The 20,224-nt window shown below is 61.6% G+C and carries 15 protein-coding genes; 2 read left to right on the top strand and 13 right to left on the bottom strand.

From position 1 onward, the window contains the following. Positions 1-28 precede the first annotated feature (28 nt). The 6 genes from EI290_RS08790 to uxuA form a co-directional block, all read right to left on the bottom strand. The gene (locus EI290_RS08790; protein WP_125428808.1) at positions 29-2,017 is read right to left on the bottom strand and encodes a sialate O-acetylesterase; all 1,989 of its coding nucleotides are present in this window, start codon (positions 2,015-2,017) and stop codon (positions 29-31) included. A 96-nt stretch (positions 2,018-2,113) separates the two neighbouring features. Next, positions 2,114-3,880, bottom strand: a complete 1,767-nt coding sequence (locus EI290_RS08785; protein ID WP_125428806.1) for a RagB/SusD family nutrient uptake outer membrane protein — start codon at positions 3,878-3,880, stop codon at positions 2,114-2,116. A gap of 43 nt (positions 3,881-3,923) precedes the next feature. Further along, on the bottom strand, positions 3,924-7,082 hold the full coding sequence (locus tag EI290_RS08780) for a SusC/RagA family TonB-linked outer membrane protein (protein WP_125428804.1): 3,159 nt from the start codon (positions 7,080-7,082) through the stop codon (positions 3,924-3,926). 50 nt (positions 7,083-7,132) lie between these two features. Beyond that, positions 7,133-7,945, bottom strand: a complete 813-nt coding sequence (locus EI290_RS08775; RefSeq protein ID WP_125428802.1) for an SDR family NAD(P)-dependent oxidoreductase — start codon at positions 7,943-7,945, stop codon at positions 7,133-7,135. A gap of 23 nt (positions 7,946-7,968) precedes the next feature. Beyond that, positions 7,969-10,071 carry an alpha-glucuronidase family glycosyl hydrolase gene (locus EI290_RS08770; protein ID WP_125428800.1) on the bottom strand — a complete coding sequence of 701 codons (2,103 nt, stop codon included), beginning with the start codon at positions 10,069-10,071 and terminating at the stop codon, positions 7,969-7,971. A 25-nt stretch (positions 10,072-10,096) separates the two neighbouring features. Then, the gene (uxuA, locus tag EI290_RS08765) at positions 10,097-11,347 is read right to left on the bottom strand and encodes a mannonate dehydratase (RefSeq protein WP_246008902.1); all 1,251 of its coding nucleotides are present in this window, start codon (positions 11,345-11,347) and stop codon (positions 10,097-10,099) included. A 378-nt stretch (positions 11,348-11,725) separates the two neighbouring features. Between uxuA and EI290_RS08760 the strand changes: the two genes are divergently transcribed. Continuing rightward, positions 11,726-12,880 (top strand): substrate-binding domain-containing protein, encoded by a 1,155-nt coding sequence (locus EI290_RS08760; protein ID WP_246008901.1) that lies wholly within the window; start codon positions 11,726-11,728, stop codon positions 12,878-12,880. 103 nt (positions 12,881-12,983) lie between these two features. Here the strand turns inward: EI290_RS08760 and EI290_RS08755 are convergent, their stop codons facing one another. Both EI290_RS08755 and EI290_RS08750 read right to left on the bottom strand, forming a co-directional pair. Further along, positions 12,984-14,096, bottom strand: coding sequence for a glycoside hydrolase family 43 protein (locus EI290_RS08755; RefSeq protein ID WP_246008900.1), 1,113 nt, complete (start codon positions 14,094-14,096; stop codon positions 12,984-12,986). 354 nt (positions 14,097-14,450) lie between these two features. Continuing rightward, positions 14,451-15,725, bottom strand: coding sequence for a glycoside hydrolase family 2 TIM barrel-domain containing protein (locus EI290_RS08750; RefSeq protein ID WP_125428796.1), 1,275 nt, complete (start codon positions 15,723-15,725; stop codon positions 14,451-14,453). A gap of 115 nt (positions 15,726-15,840) precedes the next feature. Here EI290_RS08750 and EI290_RS08745 point away from each other — a divergent pair, with 115 nt between their 5' ends. Then, positions 15,841-16,074: a hypothetical protein gene (locus EI290_RS08745; RefSeq protein ID WP_125428794.1), complete on the top strand. Its 234-nt coding sequence runs from the start codon at positions 15,841-15,843 to the stop codon at positions 16,072-16,074. Positions 16,075-16,299: 225 nt separating this feature from the next. Here EI290_RS08745 and EI290_RS08740 read toward each other — a convergent pair whose 3' ends face one another. The 5 genes from EI290_RS08740 to EI290_RS22995 all read right to left on the bottom strand — a co-directional run bounded on the left by EI290_RS08740 (position 16,300) and on the right by EI290_RS22995 (position 20,095). Next, a complete protein-coding gene (locus EI290_RS08740) occupies positions 16,300-16,722 on the bottom strand; it encodes a VOC family protein (protein WP_125428792.1) in 423 nt (140 codons plus the stop codon). Positions 16,723-16,760: 38 nt separating this feature from the next. Continuing rightward, positions 16,761-17,171, bottom strand: coding sequence for an IS1 family transposase (locus EI290_RS08735; protein ID WP_246008912.1), 411 nt, complete (start codon positions 17,169-17,171; stop codon positions 16,761-16,763). Between the two features lie 25 nt (positions 17,172-17,196). Continuing rightward, on the bottom strand, positions 17,197-17,469 hold the full coding sequence (locus EI290_RS08730) for an IS1 family transposase (protein WP_125428788.1): 273 nt from the start codon (positions 17,467-17,469) through the stop codon (positions 17,197-17,199). Positions 17,470-17,513: 44 nt separating this feature from the next. After that, a complete protein-coding gene (locus EI290_RS08725) occupies positions 17,514-19,814 on the bottom strand; it encodes a GH92 family glycosyl hydrolase (RefSeq protein ID WP_125428786.1) in 2,301 nt (766 codons plus the stop codon). Positions 19,815-19,891: 77 nt separating this feature from the next. After that, on the bottom strand, positions 19,892-20,095 hold the full coding sequence (locus EI290_RS22995) for an HAD domain-containing protein (protein WP_394343527.1): 204 nt from the start codon (positions 20,093-20,095) through the stop codon (positions 19,892-19,894). Positions 20,096-20,224 lie beyond the last annotated feature (129 nt).

Below are 20,224 nucleotides of genomic sequence, written 5' to 3'. Positions count from 1 at the left end.
CTAGTTGAATAGAAGGAAAATAAAGGCGTTACAGGCGGCCAGTGGCACCGGAGGCGGGGTCGGGCTCGGTGGAGAAGGGTGAGGCGGGCAGGCCTTCCTGATTGTAGAGGTTGGCACCTTCGGGGTTGTCGGCCCAGGCGTAGCGCACCACGGCCGGCACAGGCACCTTGTCGCTCCAGACCACCACTTTCCTGCCCTCAATCCGGGCCTCAGCCCACACAAACTTCTTGTCGGGCCCAGCCACGGCGAAACCCTTGAGCGGGCCGCCTTTGGCCACCAAGCCCCCCCCGATACTGGTGAAGCTGAGGGTGGCTTTGTTGCCGGTTACCTGCATTTCCTGATACAGGGGCCCCGAGGAAACCACTTTGGCGTCGCCGTAGGCTACTTTTTGGGCTGCCAGGGCCAGGCGGTGGCCGGGCGTCTGCTTATCCAGGGGGTGAATGTCGTTCCACTCGCCGGCGTCGGTAATAACGGCCATGCCGGTGTGGGGCACGGCCAGGGTGCGGCGCTGGGCGTCACGCACTGCTGCCCAGCCACTCTCGCCGGGCTCCGGCTTCACGGCCATAAAGTTGGCCAGCTGCACGTACAGGAACGGCAGTTTGGGTTGCTGAAAATGAGCGCGCCAATCAGCAATCAGGCTGGTCATCAGGGCCTGGTAGTCCTGGGGGCGGCCGGTGTTACTTTCGCCCTGGTACCAGAGCACGCCCTTGATGGCGTAAGGCAGCACGGGCGCAATCATGCCGTTGTAGAGGCCGCCGGGCTGGTACTGAAACGTGGTGGTGCCGGGCGTGGGCGGCATGGTAGCGCCCAACTTGTACTGCCAGGGCCCGCGCAAATCCAGGGTCTGGCCGCCGGCCGTGAGCTGGTAGCTCTTATCGAGCGTGAAACCGCCCCGCCCGCCATTGTTAATGAGGCGCACTGTTACCACGTTTTTGCCGGCTTTCAGCACGCCCGGCTTCACCTCGTATTTGCGGGGCGGATACTGGTAGCCAGTAGTGCCCACCAGCTGCCCGTTGATGTAGGTAGAATCGGCATCGACCAGCGTACCCAGCTCCAGGCGGGCGGGTTGGCCTACCATGGCGGCCGGCACGTCCACTTCCTTACGAAACCACACCACGCCGTTTACGGGCCCGAGCGGCGTCTGGCTGGCCCAGTAGCCGGGCACATTCATGGTGGCCCAGGCGCTGGCGTCGTACTCCGGGGTCGACCATTTCTGCTGGCCCCGGGCCTCGCCCTGGTCGGCCTGGTAGAGCTGCTTGTACCAGTCGGCCACGGCGGCGCTTTCGCGCTGCTTGGTATTGGCTACCAGCAGGCTGTCCCGGTATCTGGCTCCTTGCTGCTCGTAGGTGGGGAACTGGCGCAGGGCTGCAGCGCTTAGCCAGGCCTCGGCCGGAGAGCCGCCCACGGCATCCTTAATCAGGCCCACCGGCACCTGGTACCTGGCGTTGATTTCCTTGGCGAAGAAGTAGCCCACCCCCGAAAACTGCAGCACGGTTTGCGGGTCGGCTGCCACCCATTTGCCGCCCGTTACATTGGCGCGGGGCTGCTGGAAGGCGTAGCTCATAGGCACCTCAAATTGCCGGATGCGGGAGTTGGCCGCCTGGGCAATAACGGCGGGGTACTTGTCGCGCAGCCGGCTCATGGGCGTTTCCATGTTCGACTGGCCCGAGAGCAGCCACACGTCCCCCACCAGAATATCAGTCAGCTCCAGCTGGTTGCTGCCCTTGATGGTCATGGCGTAGGGTCCGCCGGCTTTCATGGCCGGCAGCGTCACGCGCCATTGCCCATCAGGGCCGGTAGTAGCCTGGTAGGTTCTGCCCAGAAAGGCCACATTCACCCTCTCTCCTTTTGCGGCCCAGCCCCAGATGCGCACCGGCGCGTCGCGCTGGAGCACCATCCCATTGCTTACCAGGCGCGGCAGGCGCACCTGGGCCGTAGCGCCATTGACGGCGGCCAGCAGGCCAGCCGTCAGCAGCGCGGAACGGAACACGGTGGTGAGCGTAAGTGGGTGGCGCATAGAAGAAGGGGAAGCAGGTATAAGGAAGAAGCAAAAGCCGCGGCACGGCCTGGGGGCCTCCTTCCCAACGGAAAGGAGGCCCCGTCCGAACCAGATTTAGTAGCCGGTATTCTGGGTGATTTTACCGCTGGTGCGGTCAATCTCCTGCTGCGGAATGGGGCGCAGCACGTGGAAGGGCTGGATGTTGCGGGCCGCGTTGGAGCCGTACTGGTCGGTGCCGCCGGGGATGGGCGAGGGTTTGGAGCCCACGTAGGCCGGCACATACCGCTTCACGCGCTCTACCAGCTTGCCGGTGCGCACCAGGTCGTACCAGCGGGTAAACTCGCCGCACAGCTCGCGGGTGCGCTCTTCCAGAATGAAGTCGATGTTCAGCTGTGTAGCCGTAATTTCCATCTGGGCGGCGCGGCCGGGCGCGGCGGCGCGGCGGCGGATGATGTTGAGCTGGTTCACGGCCTCAGTGGTCCGGCCCAGGTACATATTGGCCTCGGCTGCAATGAGGTAGGTTTCGGCCAAGCGGTAGAAAATCAGCGGCCGGTCGGAGCTGTTATTGACGGCCGCGCGGGTGGCATCGTCATACTTGTTGATGTAGGGCGAGAAGTTGGTGGTGTAGGTGCTGGGCGTGCCCACTACGAAGCGGCCGTTGGGGCGGCTGTTGATGCGGGCCTGCTCGGCGGCCGTCAGCTCGCGGCCGGCATACCAGGCAGCCGTGTCGCCCACCACGGCGCGGGGGTTGAAGGCCGTGCCGCCGTTACCACCCACGCTGTTCACCAGCCACAGCGTGGAGAACCACTTGGCGTAGCGGGTATCGGTGGTGCGCCACTGCCGCGGCGTAGTTTCCGAAGCCAGCTTGTAGGAGTCGAGCAGGTAGGGTGTGGAGCCCAGGCGGCCGAAAGGACGGCCGTACTGGATGCTGCGGGCCACGTTCGGCAGCAGGTCGTAGCGCACCCGGAACAGAAAGTTGGTCTGGTTCTGGCCGGCGCCGCCTGCCCCGTTATCAGAAATGCCCGTGAACACAGGGTCGGCATTGAACTGCACATTCATCAGTACCTCTCTGCCGTTCTCATTGCCTTCGGCGAATACCAGACCCGGATCGGCTTCCAGCCCCTTGCCATACTTGGAGGCATCTCGGATCAGTTCCTCAGCATATTGAGCCGCCTTGGCGTAGTCGTCGGCGGCGCGGGCCGAGGAGGTGGCGCGGGTCAGGTGCACTTTAGCCAGCAGGTGCAGAGCCGTGGCGCGCGTCACGCGGCCGGGCTGGGCTGCCGTATTGGCAATGCCTGTAGTGGGGTTGAGGGCATCGTTCAGGTCCGTAATAATGGCACTGTACACGTCGGCCAGCGGGGCCCGCACAATGTCCTTGGTGGGCGTGTCCACAAACTTGAGCATCAGCGGCACGTCGCCGAAAGACTGCACCAGGTAGAAGTAGTTCCAGGCGCGCAGCACCTTGGTTTCGGCCACAATCTGGTTCACGGCGGCCGGCGACAGTCCCTGCACCGTGCCGGCGTACTGCAGCACGCCGTTGGCCGTGTTAATGTTGCCGTAGAAGGCGTTCCAGAGGTTGGTGGCGGTGCCGTTGGTCGAGCTCATCTCGCCCGCGTTGTAGTCCTCGAAACCATTGGAGGCACCAAAGCCGCGCATGAACTCATCGGTTCCCTGCGACATAAAGTTCGAGCCGCCCTGGTCGGCGGTGACGTTGCGCAGGCCCGAGTATACACCCACCAGTCCGGCCTGAATGCCGTCGGGGGTACCAAAGAAGCCGGGCACCAGTACCGAGCGGGGGTCTTCCACTAGGGTGTCCTTGTCGCAGCTGGTAGCTGCCAGCAGCAACGCCAGAGCCGTACCGGTAAGAAGTAGCTTTTTCATAGGAGAAGAGGCGCCGGAGCGCCGGAAAAGTTGAGGGAAGAAATTAGAAGCCCACGTTGATGCCCACAATAAAGGAGCGGGTAGTGGGGTAGTTCACGCCCCGGCCGGCCAGGCCGTTGTTCACGCCGCTGTTCAGGTCGCCCTCGGCGAAGGCGATGCCGTTGTTGACGGCGGTGCTGCCGCTGAAGCGCGTGGAGTACGACAGCGCATCGGGGTCAATGGCTTTGTTATTTTTGAAGTACTCTTCCGGCGACCAGATCAGCGGGTTCTGCACCTGCACGTAAATGCGGGCCGTGCTCATCTTGGCCCGGCTCACGAGGCTTTGCGGCAGGGTATAGCCCAGATCAATGCTGCGCACCTTGATGAAGGTGCCGCTCAGGTAGGCCAGCGACTGCGCGTTGGGCACAAAGTCACCGAAGTAGCTCTGGTTGGGCTGCGGGTAGCGGTTGCCCGGGGTAGCGGGCGTCCAGTACGGCAGGTTCACCTGGTTGCGGCGGCCGCTGTAGGTAGTGAAGTAGGCAGGCGAGTACAGCACCGGGTCGATGATGGTAGCACCTACCCGGGTCAGGGCCACGGCGTTCAGGTCGAAGCCCTTAAAGCGGAAGCGCTGCGTGGTACCAGCCTCAAACTTGGGCTGGCGCGAGCCGATGATCTGCCGGTCGCCGGCATCCACCACCCCGTTGCCGTTCAGGTCCTGAATTTTCACCTGCCCCACGCGGGTACCGGCGCGCGTGGCGGCGGCGGCCTCATCTGCCTGCCAGATGCCCGCGTACTTGTAGTCGTAGAACACGTACAGCGGCTGGCCGATGAAGCGCTGGTTGCTGATGTCGCTGCGCTGGTTGCCGCTTTCATCCAGGCCCAGGCCCAGATCCAGCACCTGCTCGCGGTTGCGGGTAAAATTCCAGTCCGACGACCATTCGAAGCCGCTTTCCGTGCGCACGTTCACCGTGGTCAGGCTCACCTCTAAGCCGCGGTTCTGGGTTTTGCCAATGTTGCGCGTAAACGAGCCGTAGCCGCTGGAAGTGGGCAGGGCATCGGGCAGCAGCAGGTCGTTGGTGCGCTGCTGATACACTTCAATAGAGCCGCTTACGCGGTTGTTGAAGAAGCCGAAATCGAGGCCAAAGTTGGTGGTACCGGTGTATTCCCAGCCCAGGTTGGGGTTCGGGATGCTGGCCGGGCGCACGCCCGCCACCCCGGTTGCGCCGAAGTTATAATAGCCGTTACCCAGGCCCGTGCCGAGGGAGCCGAGCGTCTGGTAGGGGTTTACGGCGGTGCTGCCGGTGCGGCCGTAGCTGGCGCGCAGCTTCAGACTGCTGATCCAGCTGCGGCTTTGCATAAACGACTCATTGGCCAGGTTCCAGGCCACGGCCGCCGAGGGAAAAGCCCGGTAAATGTTACTCGACAGGCGCGAGGAGCCATCCACGCGCACCGTAGCCGTGATGGAGTAGCGGTTGTCATAGGCGTAGTTGAGGCGGCCCATGTAGGAAATAATGTCCCATTTCCCTTCGAAGCTGGTGGCCGAGGTGGGGGTGCCGGTGCCCAGGTTAGAGGCCAGCTGGTAGTTGGCCAGCAGGTTCTGGGCACCGGTGCCGAAACCATCGTTGCGGAAGCCCTGCCAGCTGTAGAGGCCGGTGAAGTTCACGTCGTGCTTTTCGGCGAACGTGCGGTTGTAAAGCAGCAGGTTCTCGGCCAGTAGGTTAAACGCCGTGTTGGTGGAGCGCCCCGCCGCGCTTTGCTGGTTACCGCGGATGGTAGTGCCGCTGGCCCCGAAGTTTTCGTTGAACTCGGCGCGGGCGTCCAGGCCCAGGTTAAAGCGGTAGTCGAGGCCCTTGAGCAGGTTCACCTGCGCGTACAGGCTGTTGAACGTGCGGATGCGCCGGCGCTGGTCCAGGCGGCCATTAGGGATATAGTTGGTCAGCGGGTTTGCGTAGGCAGTTTCGCCGTCTACGGGGTAGAGCTTGGGCGTACCATCAGGGTTGTAGGGCGTAGCCAGCGGACTGGAGGTCAATATGTTGTACATATTGTTCAGACCCGGATCTTTCTGCTGGGTGAAGGTATTGAGCGTGTTCAGCCCCGCCTTTACCCGCTTGCCGATCTGCTGGTCGAGGGTACCGCGCAGGGAGTAGCGCTTGATACCCTGCACCGGCACAATGGCAGTTTCATCGTAATAGCCCAGCGAGGCCGAGTACTGGGTCTGCTCGGTGCCGCCGCTCAGGCCCAGAGCGTGGTTCTGGATACGGCCGTTCTGATACAGCAGGTCCTGGTAGTCGAAGTCGCGGCCGGCGGCGAGGTTGGCCTTCTCGTCGTCGGTAAGGAAGCCGGCGGCCGTGTTCGGGTCCAGGCCGGCGGCCCGGAAGGCCTCCGAGCGGAAGTTGAAGTACTCCTGCCCGTTCTGCAGGTCGTAGCGCCCGTAGGCTTTCTTCACGCCGTAGTAGGCGCTGTAGGTGGCGCGGGGGGCACCGGCTTTGCCGCGCTTGGTGGTGATAAGGATAACGCCGTTGGCGCCGCGGGCCCCGTAAATAGCCGTCGAGGAAGCATCTTTCAGCACTTCCAGTGAGGTAATGTCGTCGGGGTTCAAATCGTTCAGGCTGCCGTCGAAGGGTACGCCGTCCACTACCAGCAGCGGGTCGTTGGAGCCGGCAAAGGAGCGGTTACCCCGGATGCGGATCACCGGGGCCTGCCCGGGCGTGGTATTGGCGCTGCTGATGTTGACGCCCGCCGCACGGCCCTGCAGTGCCTGCCCGATGTTGGCCACCGGCACGTCGCGCAGGGCCTGCTCGCTCACCGACGAAATAGCGCCCGTTACCTGGCTTTTCTTCTGCGTCCCGTAGCCCACCACTTGCACCTCGTTAAGGGCCGTAGTGTTGGTAGCCAATCGAATGGACAGCGAGCTACCTGACACCTGTACCTCCTGGCTGTTGAAGCCAATGGCACTAATCACCAGCGTACTGCCCTGGGGCGCGGTCAGCGTGAAACTGCCATCGGCCGAGGTGGAAACACCGTTGGTGGTTCCCTTCTGAATGATGGTCACGCCCGGCAGCCCCTCGCCGGTATCCAGACTGGTGATTTTACCGGAAATCGTCTGCCCCGTTTGAGCAAACGCGCTGCCGGCTGGCAGCAGCGAGCTGGCGAGCGGAAAGCCAACGGCCGTTAGGAGCGGCCAGCTCAGGCCCAGGGCCGTTTTGCGTAGTGGTGTGTACATGAACTGTGGGAATTAAACTGTGGGATGTTTAAGCAGAGGAAAGCCGTTGGCTAAAAGCCGATGGAATTGCCGCCATCCACGGGCAGCGAAGCCCCGGTGATGTAACGGGCCGCCTCGGAGGCCAGGAACACGGCGGCGTGGCCGATATCCTGGGGCTGACCGAACTTGCCCATGGGCGTGCGGCGCATGGCCCGGTCGCGGCGGTCAGGGTCGGAGTTCATGGCGGTGCGGCTCATTTCGGTTTCGATGAAGCCGGGGGCAATGGCATTTACCCGCACATTGTCCTTGGAAAACTCCGAGGCCAGCACCTTCACCATTCCCTCCACCGCCGATTTGGACGCGGCGTAGGCTACTACCCGATCAATACCATAGTAGGCTGCCATGGAGGAAATCATCAGAATCACGCCGCTTTTGCGGGCCACCATGTGCCGGGCACAGGCCCGGGTAAGGGCAAACACAGCGTTGAGGTTGGTTTGAATGATGCGGTTGAATTCGGCGTCCGTTACTTCCAGGGCTGGTTTTTTCATGTTCACTCCGGCATTGTTTACCAAAATGTCAATGGGGCCGTAGCTAGCCTCAATGTGGTTTACGAGGCCGTCGAGCTGGTCCAGCTCACACACGTCGTTGGTGAGGTAATGCACCGAGCTGCCCAGATCGGCTACGGCCTCCTGCAGCACGGCCTCGCGGCGGCCCGTAATGATGACCGTAGCCCCGGCCAGGCTCATGCAGCGGGCAATTTCCAGCCCGATACCGGTGCCGCCGCCGGTTACCAGGGCCAGCTTGCCTTCCAGGGAAAACGGGTTGGAATGGTGCTGCCCGTTGGGCTGGGGCTGTGCCGAAACAAGGGAGTTGAGTTGTGCCATGCGGGAGATGATAAGGCAGTGGATTAGCGCAGCTGGTAGATGTCGACCAGCTCCTTGATTTCGGCCAGGGGCCGGGCAGGTGGGGTAAGCGTGGGCGGCAACGGCCGCCGGGCAAACTCTTGGAAGTAGAGCACGCAGGCATCACGCCACCACTGGGCCTCGCGGTGCTGCACGCGCAGGCGGGCGGCCACATCGGCGTACAACTGCGGGTCCAGGGCGGGTTTGGCCAGCTCCCACTGCTGCTGCATCCAGCGCACTGAGTCGGTGCCGGAGTAGTAGCGGGTGGTTAGCTCGTCCCAGAGGGTACGGCCAGTGCTTAGCGGCTGCCCCCAGCCCACATGATGAAACCAGAGCAGGTAATCGGGCGGGCAGGTAGCAGGGTTGGCCCACAGGTGGCGGGCACCAGGGGCGTACAGCGCCAGGGCATCGGAGCCGGTGGCGGTGCGGTCGAAGCCCAGCCCTTGGGCATCGGCTTTGTGGTAGTACACTGAGGTCCAGTCGGGCCGGGCGCTTTGGGACAGCCAGGGCTCGGGGCCGTAGTGCAGGCTCTGGCCCATGATGTGGTGCAGCCCCAGGGGCGTGGTGTAGCGCACGTATATGGCCCGCGACTGGTTGAGTAAGGGCAGAATAGCAGCTACGGCGGCCGGCTCCCGGGTCAACGTCATGCGGGTCCATTCCCGGGCCAGGTCCTCGGAGCGCAACGTATGGTCCCAGGCCAGCCGCCCGAAAGCGTACCAGTTAGCCTGCCCCACCGGGTGGCCGGTCCAGTTCCGGTCGGAGCCAATGTTGGCCACGCCCGCAATACCGCTGAGGCTGTGCTTTTCCAGTGTGCCATCCACCACCTTCGCCACCGTGGAGCCAGGGCCCTGCCGGTGCGTATCGGCCTCCAAACACTCCTTAATCAGCGGCCCCAAATACACAGCGTGGGTGGCAAAGCCCAGGTACTCCTGCGTAAGCTGCACTTCCAGCACCAGCGGAGTGCGGGGCATAGCCCCAAACAGCGGGTGAAACGGCTCCCGGGCCTGAAAGTCAATCGGGCCGTTTTTCACCTGCACCAGCACCTTGTCGGCAAACTGGCCATCCAGTGGCTGAAACTCCTCGTAGGCCTGCCGGAACCGGTCGCCACTGCCGGCTTTGTATACGAAAGCACGCCACATTACAATGCCATCGTGCTGGCCAAGGGCCCGGGCCAGCATATTGGCCCCGTCGGCATGGGTGCGGCTGTAGTCCTGGGGGCCCGGCTCGCCCTCGGAGTTAGCCTTCACCAGAAAGCCCCCGAAGTCGGGAATAGTCTTGTAGATTTCGTCGGTGCGGGCTTTCCACCACGCCTGCACCTGCGGCTCGAGGGGGTCGGAGGTTTTCAGCCCCCCAATCACTTTGGGCGCGGCCCAGAGCACCGAGAGGTATACCCGCTGGCCGTAGGGGCGCAGCACGCCAGCCACGGCCGCCACTTTGCGCAGGTACTCGGGCGTGAGGTAGCGGGCTGAGGCGTTGACGTTGTTAAGCACCACCCCGTTGAGGCCAATGGAGGCGTTGGCGCGGGCGTAGTCCTGGTAGCGTGGGTCGAGCACCTCGGGCAGCTCCTGCCACTTCCAGATGCTGGAACCGGCGTAGCCGCGCTCCACGGTGCCGTTGGGGTTATCCCAGTGGTTAAGCAGGCGGTACCGAATGCGAGGCTGGCTGCTGAGGCGGAGGCCGGCGGGGCGCTGTCCGGTTTGCACCTGCCGCAGCAGGGCAAAGCAGCCGTAGAGCACCGCCGTTTCGGTAGAGCCGGTGATTTCCAGCCCACCGTTCTGGTAACTGATGCGGTAGCCTTCCTGGCCCAGTGCGGCATCGGGCGCTACGCGGAGGCGGAGGTGGCCCTTGCCGCCCGGTGCCGCCCCTACCGGCACCGGGCGTCCCAGCAAGCCTTGCAGCCCGAGTTGCAGCTCGTGCGCGGCGGTTTGCAGGGTGGGTCCCACATTCTGATCGATACGGATGCTGTTGGTCTGTGCCTGCCACTCCTTGCGTAGCCCTGCCTCCGGCAGCTGGTCGTACTTCAGCCACAGGCGGTAGCCGTCATCGGCCCACGCCCCGGCCTGGGGGCCGATAACCAGCAGAAGTAAGAAGAGAAGCCGGAGCAGCATGGGTAGAAAGGCAAGTAAGGAGCGGTTAAACGAAGCGGGCAGTAGTCCTGTCCCGGTAGTCGGCGGTAGCAGGTGGGGCTTCGGCCAGGGCCCGGCGTACGCCCAGCTCCAGGCCCCGTAGCTCAGCCAGCCCCCGCAGCCGCCCAATGGCCGAGTAGCCGGGGTAGGTGCGTTTTTCCAGGTCGTCGAGCATCTGGTGGCCGTGGTCGGGGCGCATGGGCAGCTGGGCATCTTCCTGGCCATTAGCGGCGCGGCGCAGCTCCTCCTGTACTAGGGCACGCACCACGGCGTACATATCCACGTCGCCGGCCAGGTGGTCGGCCTCATGGAAGTTGCGCGGGTTTTCCTCACGCTTGGTGGCGCGCAGATGCACAAAATGAATGCGGTGCCCAAGGCGCTCCACTATGCCCGCCAGGTCGTTATCGGGGCGCACACCCAGGGAGCCGGTGCAGAACGTGAGGCCGTTGGCCGGCGAGTCGTAGGCCTGCAGCAAACCCAGCAGGTCGGCTTCGGTGCTTACTACCCGGGGCAGGCCCAGCAGCGGAAACGGCGGGTCGTCGGGATGGATGCACAGATTCACGCCGACTTCCTCGGCCACCGGCCCCACTTCCCGCAGGAAGTAGTGGAGGTTCTCGCGCAGCGCCTTGGCATCCACGGCGGCGTATTCATCCAGCACCCGCTGAAAATCGGCCAATTGAAAGGTTTCCTCTGAGCCGGGCAGGCCCAGCAGCACGTTGCTTGTCAGCTCCGCTTTTTCGGCCTCACTCATCGTGGCAAACTGGGAGCGGGCAGCCTCGACCACTGCGGCTTCGTAATCCTGCTCCGCGCCGGGGCGACCCAGAATGCACAGGTCGAACACCGCAAAATCCTGCCACACAAAGCGCAAGGCGCGGGAGCCATCGGGCATCTGGTAGCGCAGGTTGGTGCGCGACCAGTCCAGCACCGGCATAAAGTTGTAGCACACCGTGCGGATGCCACAGGCAGCTAGGTTGCGCAGCGACGCTTGGTAACTGGCAATGTACCGGGCCCGCTCGGGCCGGCCTTTTTTAATATCCTCGTGCACTGGCAGGCTTTCTACTACGGCCCAGTGCAAGGGCGAGTACTGCGCGTTGTCGGCCTCAATCAGCTGCTGGCGGCGCCGGATTTCCGCCACCGGCCATACCTCTCCTACTGGCACCTGGTGCAAGGCCGTAACCACACCCGTGCACCCCGCCTGCCGGATAGAATGAAGCGGAACCGGATCCTGAGGACCAAACCAGCGCATGGTGTGCAACATAACGAAGACCAGAAGCCTGAATTAGAAAAATTCAATTATTACCCTACTCTACCTACTCGTGTAGTACCAAGTTGTAAAGCGGCACGTATAGGGGTTAGGGAGTACTTACTATCGAATATAGAACATCCATCAAGATAGGTGAGCTATCAAAAAACCTTTCAAACGGCTGTTTTTCAAGATAAAATACCGAAAACGTTTTCGAAAACGTTTTCGGTAGCTTGCTACTCATCTAGGAAGAGCAAAAAAAATTCCTAGCTTACTTGCATAATCTGAAATGAGGCAGCGGGCTTGCTTTTCATTGCGCCACTAGACACCTTTGAAATAATTCAATTTACGCTTATGGTCAGATGCACGAAATGCCACCTCCCCGATTCTGTGATGCGGGCTGGTTTCATCCGGGGGCGGCAGCGCTACCACTGCAAGGCCTGCAACTATCATTTCACGGATGAGAAGGGCGTGGTAGTACCCGAAAAAAAGCGCCGTCAAACCACCATCAGCGACGTGGCCCGGGAGTTGGGCGTAGCTCCCTCAACCGTGTCGCGGGCCCTGAATGGGCACTCCGATATCAATATCAACACCCGCCGGGCCATCATGGAGGTAGCCCGCCAGCTCGATTATCAGCCCAACCTACTGGCGCAAAGCCTGAAAAGCAGCGAAACCCGTACCGTTGGGGTAGTCATACCAGATATTGAGCGGCCCTTCTTCGCCACGGCCGTAAGCGGAATTCAGCAAGTGGTAGGCGAGGCCGGCTACCGCGTAATGATCTGCCAGTCCAAGGAATCGTACGAAATGGAAGTCAGCAACGTGCAGGCTCTTATTGCGAGCCGCGTCGACGGGCTGCTGATCTGCCACTCCCGCGAAACCGAAAACTTCGACCACGTAAAGCAGCCCGCCACCCGAGGGATTCCTATTGTGCACTTTGACCGGGTGTGCAATGAGGTGGATACGGCCAAGGTGATTCTGGACGATTGGAACGGAGCCTTTGCCGTTACGGAGCACCTCATTGAGCAGGGCGCCCAGCGTATTGCCATTCTGGCCGGTCCCGAGGGCCTGCTCATTAGCCAGAACCGCCTGGCTGGCTACCGCAGCGCCCTGCTCAAACACGGCCTGCCCGTGCTGGATGAGCTGCGCGCCCACATCCACTTCCGGCCCGAGTCGGCGGTGGCAGCCTTAGATACTTGGCTGGCCCTGCCGGAGCCCCCCGACGCCATTTTTGCCGTGAACTACACCAACGCCTTCGACTTGCTGGTGGCCCTGAAAGAGCGGGGCGTCCGGGTACCGGATGACATGGCGGTGGTAGGTTTCGGCGACGAGTTTATGGCCTCCATGATTGAGCCCGGCCTGACAACGGTGAACCTTCACCCCTACCGCATTGGGCAGCAGGCCGCCCGGCTGTTTCTGGAGCAGGTACAGCTAAAAGAGGCTTTCCAGCCCCGCACCTTCGTTATTACCGGCGACCTGGTTATTCGCCAATCCTCCCTGAAGGCCAAGAGCTCAAAGCAAAAAGCGGAGTATTTTAAGCTGGATATTTAATTCTTGGACGATTCGCTGCCAAACGGAAGCGAAAAGCCGTCATTCCCTGGCTCCGCTGGGAATGACGGCTTTTCATTTTTATTGGTGCGCCTAGCGCGCCAACCTAGGGGTTGAGAGTTTCGATGCGGCCGTCGGAGTGGCGCTTGAGCTCGGTTACTTTCACGTTGCGCAGCCAGGTTTTGCCCGAGAGCTGAGTGTCGTGGTAAAAAATATACCACTTGCCGTTCACCTCCACAATGGAGTGGTGGGTGGTCCAGCCTTCTACCGGGTTCATGATGACGCCCTGGTAGGTAAAGGGACCGTAGGGCGAGGTGCCGGTGGCGTACACCAGCAGATGAGTGTCGCCGGTGGAGTAGGAGAAGTAGTACTTGCCGTTGTACTTGTGCATCCAGCCGCCCTCGAAGAAGCGGTGCGTATTGTCGCCGGAGCGGAAGGGCTTGCCATCCTGACCCAGAATCTGCACTTCCTTTACAGGCTCCGCCAGGGTTAGCATATCGTTGCTGAGGCGGGCCATTTTGGGTCCCAGTGCCGTTTCCTGGGGGCCGGGCTCCTGCAGCTTGGGGTTACTGGCGTCGTACTTGCCACTGCGCCAGCGCTGCAGCTGTCCGCCCCAGATACCGCCCATGTACATATAGGTCTTACCGTCGGTATCGGTAAACACGGCCGGGTCGATGCTGAGGCTGCCTGCCATGGGCTGGGGCTGAACCTTGAATGGGCCCGTAGGCGACTGACTGGTAGCTACCCCAATACGGAACACATCCTGCTTATCCTTCACCGGAAAATACAGGTAGTAGGTACCGTTTTTGAAGGCCGCATCCGGAGCCCACAACTGGCGGCCGGCCCAGGGAATATCCTTGATATCCAGCGCCACGCCGTGGTCGGTGACCTTGCCCCCTATGCTGTCCATGGACAGAATGTGGTAGTCGCGCATGGCGAAATGGTCCCCGTTGTCATTCTCCGGCATTCCCGTCTCGATGTCGTGCGAAGGGTATATGTAGATTCTGCCGTTGAAGACGTGGGCCGAGGGGTCGGCGGTGTAGATGTTCTTTACCAGCGGCTGGGCCAGATAGCGGCGGCCGGTAGTGTCGGCAGCGGCCGGGGTGGTTTCCGGGGCGGCGGCCGTAGTCTCGGCACGCTTACTCTCACAAGCGCCAAGCAGTAGCACAGCCACGGCCGATACCACAGGAAACAGGGAAGCTGATTTTTTGAACAGCACGGGCGGGAAGGGTGAAGATGGGTAGACGCGCGGCCGGCCAGATAACTACGGCCGCAACCAGGAACAGACAGGCAATGCCCAGCAGATGGCCGCCGGACTTATCCTACCCCGGGCGGGGCTGGCCAGCGGCTACTAAAGCAGTCCTATAGCGTCAAATATAGATTCTCCGGAGCTTCACCTCCCCCACTTTTCGCCCTTCAGGCTGAAAATAAACTCTGTAATCGATTGTGGTAGGAAGGGAGTTTGCGCCCAGCCCCCCCTCCCCCTAGCCCGACCCGGAATGCTACCCTCCTGACGACGCCTGGGTGCCGCGCCTACGACCAACAATCAGTCTGCTCAAAAAGTCCGGCTGCATTATTTGCCGCGCACATAAAACGGAATATTAGCCGTAGCCACGTTGTCCTTCCCATCGTAGGCGTACACGAACAAGCGGTAGGCCCCTTCCTTTGCGGGAGCCGTGAGGGTGGTTACGGCCTTGGCACCGGCAGGTAGGGCCCCGGCAATGGCGGCGGGGCGGCTTTCCCGGTCGCCGCCGCTTTTCAGATCGGTGCTTTCGGGCAGTAGCTCGTAGCGGTAGGTCAGGCGGTCCTTATCGGGGTCGGTAACGACGGCCTGCACCGGATACTTGTTGCCGGGCTGCAGGTATACATTGCCGGTGGCCGGCTTGCCATCCAGGGTGAAGGAGGCCAGGTGCGGGGCGCGGTTAGTAGGCCATTGGCCGCTCCACAGGTATTGCATCACGTCCACCACCTCCGATTCCTTCCCGTCCTCGGTGAAGATGCCGTACCAGGTGGGCGTGCGCTCCTGCTTCTGGCCCCATAGGAACACGTAGGTACCCAGGCATTGGGTGGTGTCTTTCTGCACGGAGGCCTCGTAGCGGCTTTGGTACACGTCGGCTTTCTGGCTGCTGGTTTCCTCCACCGAGGCTTTCCAGGGCGTAACGGGACTTTCCCAGTGGCCGGTGGGGCCCCACTCGGCTACCACGTAGGGCCCGGCCCAGCCGGCGGCGCGCACCTGCTGCGGTATGGCCGCCAGCCCGGCGTAGGTATTGATGCTCAGAATATCAACGGCCGGGCACCGCTGCTTGATGTAGGCCACCTCCTGGGGGTTGCAGCCGGCCAGCACGGTGCTGGTAGGGTGGTTGGGGTCCACCTCATGTATCATGCGGGCAATCTGCTCCACGGCGTCCCACACCTTGGGGTTAGTGTACTCCAGGTTCAGCTCATTGCCAATACCCCAGAACAGCACGGCAGGGTCGTCCTTGTAGCGCAGCACCTCGGCCCTGATTTTCTGCAGCTGCGCGGCTACTGCCTGGGGGTCGTTGTAGTTGAAGCCGTGCCGCTCCCGGGCCACGTCCAGGCCCAGCATTACGGTGAGGCCGTTTTTGCGGGCCTGGGCCAGCACCTTATCGGCACCATCGGTGCCCCAGGTGCGCAAAGAGTTGCCCCCGTAGGCCCGTACCCGCTCCGGAAACTGGCCGCCACCCGCGCCTTTAATAAAGTAGGGCTGGCCGGCCCGCAGCAGTTGGTAGCGGCCCTGGGCTTGGCGGATTTCTACCTTAACCGGGCCGGTCTGGGCACGGGCAGCGGTAATGAACGCCAGAAAAATCAGCAGGATGGGAAGTTTCATGAGGGCAAAAGCGGAAAGAGCAGAAACAGATGGGCCTAAAGCTACCGGGAGAAACCCGGACAACCGCGCAGCAGCGGCCTGCGTTATACGGACTCCACCATTTCCTTTGTCAAACATGAGCATTTTTGGTTCTAACCGCCCGAGCGGTACACTGGGTGGCCTGCTGTCGGGCCTGTTTGGCGGCCGTAAAACTGTTAATTCTGCTGATACTTACGGTGCCGCGCCGCGCTCCGGCGGCCTCAACAATAAACTATTGGGCGGGGCTTTGCTGGCCGCCGGCGCGGCCTACCTCTACAACCGCAACAAAAACCGCAGCATCAGCACCCCGAGCTTCACCGGCAACGAATAGCGTATTTAGCGAGTGGAGAAGCCCCGCCTTGCACCTTTTCGGGTGTGAGGCGGGGCTTCTTGTTTTTATTTATCTGCTCTGTATCTGAAGATGCTGAAACGGTCATGCTGAGCGCAGCCGAAGCATCTCCACCGCTTCGCAAGCACAATGCAACGAAGCGGCAGAGATGCTTCGACTCCGCTCAGCATGACGTTTAATAGGTTTCGAACGATTTCTAGACACAGCCTAGCCTGCAGGCTCCCACAGCTCCACCTTATTGCCATCGGCATCCAGAATGTGCACGAACTTGCCGTAGTCGTAGCTGGCAATATCATCCAGCACCGTTACGCCGTTGGCTTTCAGCTGCGCCACCAGCCCTTCAATATTCTGTACCCGGTAGTTAATCATGAAGCCTTTGGTGGAAGGCGCGAAATAGTCGCTGCCGGTTTGGAACGGGCTCCATTGCAGCGAGTTTACCTCCTCCGGTTTGTCCACACTCCGGGATTCAAACGTGGAGCCCCAGTCGTTGACTTCCAGCCCCAGGTTGCTGGCGTACCACTCCCGCGTTTCCTTCGGATTGTCGGAGAAAAAGAAAATACCGCCGATGCCCGTCACTTTGGGAGTGGCTACGGATGATTGGTTTGGAGTTTCGTTTTGTGGCTCGTCCATTTTCTAATTTTTGATCTTGCTCTATATTAGGTGATGGTCTAAGTGATGGTGCATCGTCGATTATGCTCGTCAATGACGAGTTGAATACGCACGTGGTGCATGGCCAAGCAGCGACTGAACGAGCAGGACTTGCGCACCAGCACGGCGCACTTCTGGCGCAAGGAGCAGTTGATGGCCTCCACGATGCTGGTTTGGCCGCTGCCTTTCGGATGCGCCCGGTGAGCCCGCACCGGCCGCACGCCCCGGTAAGCTTCCCACTCATCCGTGTGGTACCACGTACCCGTACGGTAGGGGGCGGGCAGCGCCCGCCACAGGCGCCGGGCGGTAGCACAGCCCCGGCTGCCCAGCACCCAGGCCACGATGCGCCGCGTGTGCCGCTCCACAGCCAGCCAGAGCCATTTCTTGCGCCGTTTCCGCCCCACAAACGTCCACAGCTCATCCAATTCCAGCTCTTTCGGCCGGTGCGGCAGCGGGCTACTGCTCGGACGGGTCTGCGCTTTTTTTTGCCAGTTTGGCCACCGTCATCCGCGCTACGCCCGTCAGGCGCACAATGGCCCGTTGCGACACCCGCTCCAGGAGCAGCTTTTCCACCTGCGCATACTGGGCCGCTTTGCGCGGGGCCGCTGGCTGAAACACCGCCTGGTGGCGGCAACTCGTGCACAAATACTTGGCGTGGCCGTGGCTATGCCCATTTTTGCGCAAGGCCGTGCTCCCACATTTAGCACAGGTAAGGGTAGTCTGTAGCATCACACAAGATAGCAAAACCACGATTTAGACCACCGCCTGAATTATTAGTGGTTTCCCGTCATCGTAAACACCAACTCCCCGCCCTTCACCACATCGGCATACTGCAAAAACGGGCGGGTGAGTTTCTGGCCGTTGAGGCGGGCTTCCTTTACGTACACGTTTTTGTCGCTTTGGTTTTTGACGGTGATGCGGAAGGTATTGCCATTTTCCAAGTTAATGGTGGCGCCGTATACGGCGGGGCTGCCGAGGGCGTACTCCGGGGAGCCGGGGGCTACGGGGTAGAAACCCAGGGCCGAGAAAATGTACCAGGCCGACATCTGCCCGCAGTCGTCGTTGCCGCCGAGGCCGTCGGGGGTGGGGCGGTACATCTTGGGCAGAATCATCCGCACGCGGGCCTGGGTTTTGTAGGGCTGCTGCGTCCAGTTGTAGAGGTAGGCCACGTGGTGGGCGGGCTCGTTGCCGTGCACGTAATTGCCGATGATACCGTCGCGGGTGATGTCCTCGGTTTCAGCGAAGAACTTATCCGGCAGGTGCATGGTGAACAGCGAATCCAGGTGGGGCAGAAACTTCTTTTCGCCGCCCATTTTGGCAATGAGTGCGGCCGGATCCTGCGGCACGTAGAGGCTGTAATTCCAGGCGTTGCCCTCGATGAAGCCCTGGTCGTGGGTGCTCAGCACGTCGAAGCGGGGGCGGAAGGAGCCGTCGGCGAGGCGGGGCCGCATGAAGTTGATGCGGCTGTCGTACACGTTCTGCCAGTTCTGGGCCCGCTTGCTGAACTCGGCTTCGATGTCCATTTTGCCCAGCTTCCTGGCCAGTTGGGCAATGCACCAGTCGTCGTAGGCGTATTCCAGCGTTTTGGACACCGAGGAGCCGCTTTTGTCCTCGGGCACGTAGCCCAGCTGCTCGTAGAAGCTGATGCCGTCAAAGCGCGGCTGGTGGGCGGTGGCCACGCAGGCATCGAGGGCGCGCTGGGCCTGGCTGGCGGGCACCACGCCTTTGAGCACGGCATCCACGACGACCGGCACCGAGTGGTAGCCAATCATGCACCAGTTTTCGTTGGCGTAGTGGCTCCAGATGGGCAGCATGTGCAGGGTGCTCTGGTCGTAGTGGGCCAGCATCGACTGCACCATATCGGCGTTGCGCCGGGGCTGCAACAGGTTATAGAGCGGGTGCAGGGCGCGGTAGGTGTCCCAGAGCGAGAAGGTAGTATAGTTGGTAAAGCCCTCGGCCCGGTGAATGTTCTGGTCGAGGCCCCGGTACTGCCCGTCCACGTCCATGTAGGTGGTGGGGCTGAGGGCGGCGTGGTACATGGCCGTGTAGAAGTTCTCCTTGTCCACCCGTTTCGGCGACTCCACCACCACTTTGCCTAGCTCCTGCTGCCACTGCGCCTGCCCGGCCCGCTTCACGGCCTCAAAATCCCAGCCCGGAATTTCGGCCCGCATGTTGCGCAGCGCCCCCTCGGTGCTCACCCCCGACAACGCCATTTTCACCTTCACCTTCTCCCCGGCCGTGGTCTTGAAATCGAAGAACAGCCGCAGCTGCTCGCCGGCCAGCTCGGGGAAGTTCTGGCTCTGGTCGAAGCGGCCCCAGAAGCCCCGGTACACCTGCTTCTTGGAGAGGTTGCGGCTGCCGTAGCTCACGAACGGCTTCGAGAAGCTCATGGCGAAGTACTGGGTGCGGGTGCGGGCCCAGCCGTGGGTTTGGCGGTAGCCGGTCACGAGCGTGTCGTTTTCCACCCGCACAAACGTCCAGACGTTCTTATCGGGGTAGTTGTAGATGCCGGCCGTGAGGTCCAGGATAATGTGCGCCTGCTCCGACTGCGGAAACGTGTACTGGTGCATGCCCACGCGGTTGGAGGCCGTCAGTTCGGCCAGGATGTCGTGGTCATCGAGCTTCACGCGGTAGTAGGCCGGCTCGGCCACCTCGTTCTGGTGCGAAAACCGGGAGCGGAAACCCCGCTCGGGCTGGTCAGCGGTGCCGGGGTTGAGCTGGAGTGGGCCGATGGTGGGCATCACCAGAAAGTCGCCTAAATCGGAGTGGCCGGTGCCGCTGAAGTGGGTGTGCGAGAAACCGACGATGGTTTTATCGGCGTACTGGTAGCCGGCGCAGTACTCGTACACGCGGGGGTTGTACTTGCCATTCAGCTCGTAGCCGATGGTGTCGGTATCGGGCGAGAGTTGCACCATGCCGAAGGGCACCGTGGCCCCCGGATACGTGTGCCCCATCCGGGACGTGCCCACCAGCGGCTTGGCGTACTGCACCAGGTTTTCGGTGGGCTTGGCTTTCTGGGCGAAGGTGGGAACGGCTGCCAGCAGCAGCGCAGCAAGAAAGGAGAGGCGGGGCATCAGCTTCGGGAGGTGGCGTTGAAGCTGGTAAGGTAGGAAGGTGTTACAATACTACTGCGTTAGATTCCTAGCTCCTTCTACATGGTCTGACCTAGCAGAATACTTAATACCTTACTAGTTGCTTCCTTATTCAACCCAATCATTGGCTTAGTCATCACCCATCTATTTTTAATATAATTGGGCAAACCATTTATTGAGAGGTCGTCATCAATAATTACGTAATCTTCAGCTGCGCCGAATTGATGCACCCAAGCCTTAATCTCTTCGCTCCTATTACCCAGTAAGAGCGTGTTTGGGAATTAGGTAGGGGCTAAAAAGAAACGAGTCAGTAAGTTGCGCGGGGAGTTCCTAGGCTTCCACGGGCATTATGGTTGATGGCTACCAACCCCTTACTGACTCGCAGTGGCAAG

The sequence above is a fragment of the Hymenobacter metallilatus genome, from assembly GCF_003944705.1.
GTDB classification, from domain to species: domain Bacteria; phylum Bacteroidota; class Bacteroidia; order Cytophagales; family Hymenobacteraceae; genus Hymenobacter; species Hymenobacter metallilatus.
This window is presented reverse-complemented; position numbering and strand designations above follow the sequence as displayed.